Here is a 4,870-nt window from a genome sequence, read left to right on the forward strand (position 1 = left end):
TATTTAGCTAGAGCTACCCGAATGCGCTTGCCTTCCTGGATGATCCGCGATCAGGCTCTTTTCATGAGTGGACTCTTGGTGGATTCTATCGGAGGCCAGCCGGTAAAACCTTATCAGCCGGAAGGTATTTGGGAGGAGGCTACTTTCGGCAAAATAAAATACGAGCAAGATCACGGCGATGCTCTTTACCGCCGTAGCCTCTACACCTTCTGGCGACGTATCTCGGGCCCAACGTTTTTATTTGATAATTCATCTCGGCAGGTGTGTAATGTTAAGATGCTGAATACGAACACTCCTCTACACGCTCTCACCACGCTAAACGATATTACCTACACCGAAGCGGCCCGAGTGATGGCCGAGAAGATAATCACTAGCGAGAACACTGATGAGGATAGACTGACTTACGCTTTTGAGTGGGCTACTTCCCGACAGCCTGCTCCCGAAGAGTTGCGTATTCTAAAAAATAGGCTAGCTGATCTACGAACCGAATTTAGCAGTAACCCAGAGGAAGCACAGAAGATTATTTCGGTAGGAGAGTATCCGGTGAACGCCGGGATAGATCGGGCGGAGTACGCTACCTACGCGGTGCTAAGCTCACTGCTGCTAAATCTAGACGAAACCATTACGAGGCAGTAACAAAATCGGAAAGAATGCACCCATTTGAAGAATATCAGGCCGGAATCACCCGAAGAAATTTTTTCGGCAAAATGGCGCAAGGCATTGGCGTAGCGGCCCTAGGTTCTATGCTGAACCCTCTTTCGTCGTGGGGCGCAAATACTAATGCGGCTGCGCCCACAGGTAACGGTTTAGGATTACCCCACTTTGCCCCTAAAGCCAAACGGGTGATCTACCTTTTTCAAAACGGGGCACCCTCGCACGTAGATCTGTTTGACTACAAACCTACGCTTCGCCAATGGCACGGCAGGCAAATCCCGGACTCGCTGACTGAGGGCAAACGCTTTTCTACCATGACCGGCAAGCAAACGGCCCGGCCGGTGATTGCCGAGATCAGCAACTTCGCCCAGCACGGACAAAGCGGAGCCTGGGTGTCGGATTTTATGCCCGAAACCGCTAAGATCGCCGATGAACTCTGCTTCATCAAGTCCATGTATACTGAGTCGGTGAACCATGCTCCGGCGATCACATTCTTTCTTACCGGCTCAGAGCAGCCGGGGCGACCCACTTTGGGTTCTTGGCTCACCTACGGTTTGGGAAGTACCGCTAAAGATTTGCCTGATTTCGTAGCGATGACCTCGCGGGACAAAGAAGCCAGTTGCGGGCAAATCTTCTACGACTACTACTGGGGCAGTGGATTTCTTCCGACCAAATTTCAGGGAGTGAAGTTTCGGGGCGGAGGCGATCCGGTACTGTACCTGAAAAATCCCGAAGGAATGAGCCGGCCCATGCGTCGCAAAATGCTGGACGATATGCGAGCACTCAATGAAATCAACTTACAGGAATACGGCGATCCGGAGATCAGCACCCGCATTGCTCAGTACGAGATGTCGTACAAAATGCAGATGAGCGTGCCCGATTTAACTGATTTCTCAGATGAACCTCAGCATATTCTGGATATGTACGGTCCCGACGTACACCGCAAGGGCAGCTTTGCTTTTAACTGCCTAATGGCAAGACGGCTGGCTGAACGCGATGTTCGATTTATTCAGTGTATGCACGCCGGATGGGATCAACACAAAAATTTAAACTACCAACTAAAAATACAGTGTCAAGATACCGATGCGCCTAGTGCAGCTTTGGTTAAAGACTTGAAACAGCGTGGTATGTTAGAAGATACGCTAGTAATTTGGGGTGGAGAATTCGGTAGAACGCCTTTCCTTCAGGGCAATATTGAAGATACTCGGAACTGGGGTCGAGATCACCATCCCTACGCCTTTACGCTCTGGATGGCCGGAGCGGGAGTGAAACCGGGTATTTCCTACGGGGCTACCGATGAGTTCGGTTTTAACGTAGCTGAAAAGCCCGTACACGTCCACGACTTTCAAGCAACCATTATGCACCTACTGGGTATAGATCATGAGCAGTTTACCTTCAAACACCAAGGACGAAGATACCGGCTCACCGATGTTCACGGTCACGTGGTAAAGGATATCCTTGCTTAATACTTCCTCCTCAACTAATTGTATAGGATAACGTAGATTGGGATGATGGCAATTATTGTTCCCGAAGCAGTAATACTTGAACTATCAACATACAAACTCCCACGTGTTTCCACACTCGAAGAGCACTTAGCATATCAGAGATAGTTTTATTTAAGCAGGCAAGCTACATTTTATGGGTTCTTTCTGCTATAGCAAAGGCCAACTGAAATCTACTGATTGCCTCTACTGCCCATTCAAGTTATTTTCAGAGTAAAGTTATCAGGGGAAAGACTTTCTACTCGATAAACACCTGTTTCAACTTAAGTGCCACAATATTATCCATTCACCTTAGCTTTCCGACGGTTCACCCGGTTTTTCCTGTGCAACAGCTCCTGAGCTTGCACCTTTGTAGCGTACAAATCACCCAAACTCTATTACGCTATGAAAAAGTTGTTCTCTATTCTCATATTAATCTTGGCCTGGATCAGCGTATTCGTCTCATCATTGTATGCGCAAAGTCCGGCTACTCAAACCATTCGGGGCCGGATTGTAGATACCCAATCGGAATTTCCACTCACAGGTGTTAACGTCATTATTCTAGGCACTGACCCAATGATTGGCACCGCCACTGATCTGGAGGGCTACTTCAAACTGACTGGTGTTCCAATTGGACGCCAAACATTGCAAGTCACCTTTTTGGGCTACGGTGAACGCACTATACCCAATGTGATGGTCACCACCGGTAAAGAGGTGGTTCTTAATCTGTCGCTAGAAGAAAAGGTACTGGTGACCGACGAGGTAGTGGTTACTGCCAATGCGGAGAAAGTGGCGACCAACAATGAACTCACTACCGTAAGCTCCCGCTCGTTCAATTTGGAAGAAACCGGTCGCTACGCGGGTAGTCTAAATGACCCCGCCCGTATGGCCGCTAATTTCGCCGGAGTGGCTTCCAACAACGACGACCGCAACGACATTGTGATTCGGGGCAACTCTCCCACTGGAGTACTGTGGCGACTCGATGGTATCAACATTCCCAACCCGAGTCACTTTGGGGCCTTAGGGGCATCGGGTGGTCCGGTAAGTATGCTCAACTACAACGTACTGGATAAGTCGGACTTCTTAACCGGGGCTTTTCCAGCCGAATACGGGAATGCTATTGCCGGAGTATTCGATCTACAGTTGCGCAACGGTAATAGTGAGAAGCGAGAGCACTTAGCTCAAATTGGGTTTAACGGCTTCGAGCTGGGCACCGAAGGACCCTTCAGCAAAAACTCGCGCGCTTCGTACATTGTCAACTACCGCTACTCCACTTTTGGGCTGCTTAGTAACCTAGGGATTGACGGTGGCACCGGTACGGCAATTCCTCAGTTCCAAGACCTGACCTTTAAGGTAAATGTGCCTACCAAAAAAGCGGGTCGGTTTACCCTCTTTGGGATTGGCGGAACCAGCAGTATTGAGTTTTTGGGCAGTGAAGAGGACGTTGAAGAACTAGACGGAAATTTATTTAGTGACGAGAACCAGAACCTCTACCCGGAGTTCTCTACCGGCATTGTAGGGCTATCTCACCTCTACTACTTCAATAACACTACGTATTACAAATTATCACTAGCCGGCTCACGGCAGACTGACAGTTTCCGAATTGACTCCGTTGACACCGAGAATCGTAACGTAATTATTCCCAATCAGGACGGTGATATCGAGAACAATAAGTATTCCGCGCACTTAATGGTGAACAAGAAGTTTAACGCCCGTAATACGGTTAGCGTAGGAACTATCCTAGACTTATATGATTTTGACATCCAAAACCGCCGTCTGGTACCTGGTGATGAACAAGTTTTTCGCAATAGCCAAGGGCAGAGTCTACTTACCCAGGTATACGCCCAGTGGCAGCACCGCTTCAACGACCGCCTTACCCTCAATACCGGACTTAACTACCAACATTTTGAGATAAGCGATAGCCGTTCGTTGGGACCTCGGGCGGGCCTATCATACGAACTCAACGACCGACAGACGATTGGGCTGGGCTACGGTTACCACAGCCAGATTCAGCCCGTAGAAGTATACTTCAATCAAAGCGAACTCGCTGATGGTACCACAGTACTATCCAACCAAGACCTCGATTTCGTGAACAGCCAGCATCTGGTACTATCCTACGATCACTCATTGAGCCAAAACCTGCGCATGAAAGTGGAAGCTTACTACCAGAGCATTACCGATGCTGCCGTAGAAAGCACTCCCAGCTCGTTCTCGCTGCTTAATGCCGGGGCGGAATTTGGAACGCCCGACGAAGACTTCTTAGTGAACGAAGGTACCGGACGCAACCTAGGCGTAGAGCTTACCTTAGAACAATTTTTCAGCCAAGGTTACTACTTTCTCTGGACAACCTCACTGTTTGACGCTCAGTACGAGGGTAGCGACGGGATTGAACGCAGTACAGCTTTTGACGGTGGCTACGTAATGAACCTACTCGGTGGACGGGAATTCAAAATCGGTCGTAAGAATAATACGCTCAACATTGATCTCAAATTTACCGCCTCGGGCGGCAACCGCATCACCCCGATAGACTTTGAGCGTTCGGCAGCGTTGGGCTACGAAGTACGACGAGACAACCTAGCGTATTCGGAAGCCATTGACGACTATCTGCGGGCTGACGTAAAGATCTCGTACCGTATCAACGCGAAGCGGGCTACTTACGAGTTTGGAGTTGATTTCCGCAATGTGACCAACAATGAAAATGAGTTTAGTCGTACGTACAATCCTCGAACTAATAC

The 4,870-nt window shown here is 49.0% G+C and carries 3 protein-coding genes; all 3 read left to right on the forward strand.

Translation table 11 applies throughout. The features are described from left to right. Window positions 1-636 (forward strand): DUF1553 domain-containing protein (locus tag WBA23_RS24590; protein WP_424584927.1); only part of this gene is annotated, 636 nt, incomplete at its 5' end. A 14-nt stretch (window positions 637-650) separates the two neighbouring features. Continuing rightward, complete coding sequence (locus tag WBA23_RS24595) at window positions 651-2,120, forward strand: DUF1501 domain-containing protein (RefSeq protein WP_424584928.1); 1,470 nt, start codon at window positions 651-653, stop codon at window positions 2,118-2,120. 420 nt (window positions 2,121-2,540) lie between these two features. Further along, the coding region (locus WBA23_RS24600) for a TonB-dependent receptor (protein ID WP_424584929.1) at window positions 2,541-4,870 on the forward strand (2,330 nt) is incomplete at its 3' end.

It is taken from the genome of Tunicatimonas sp., assembly GCF_049647865.1.
GTDB lineage: Bacteria > Bacteroidota > Bacteroidia > Cytophagales > Cyclobacteriaceae > Tunicatimonas.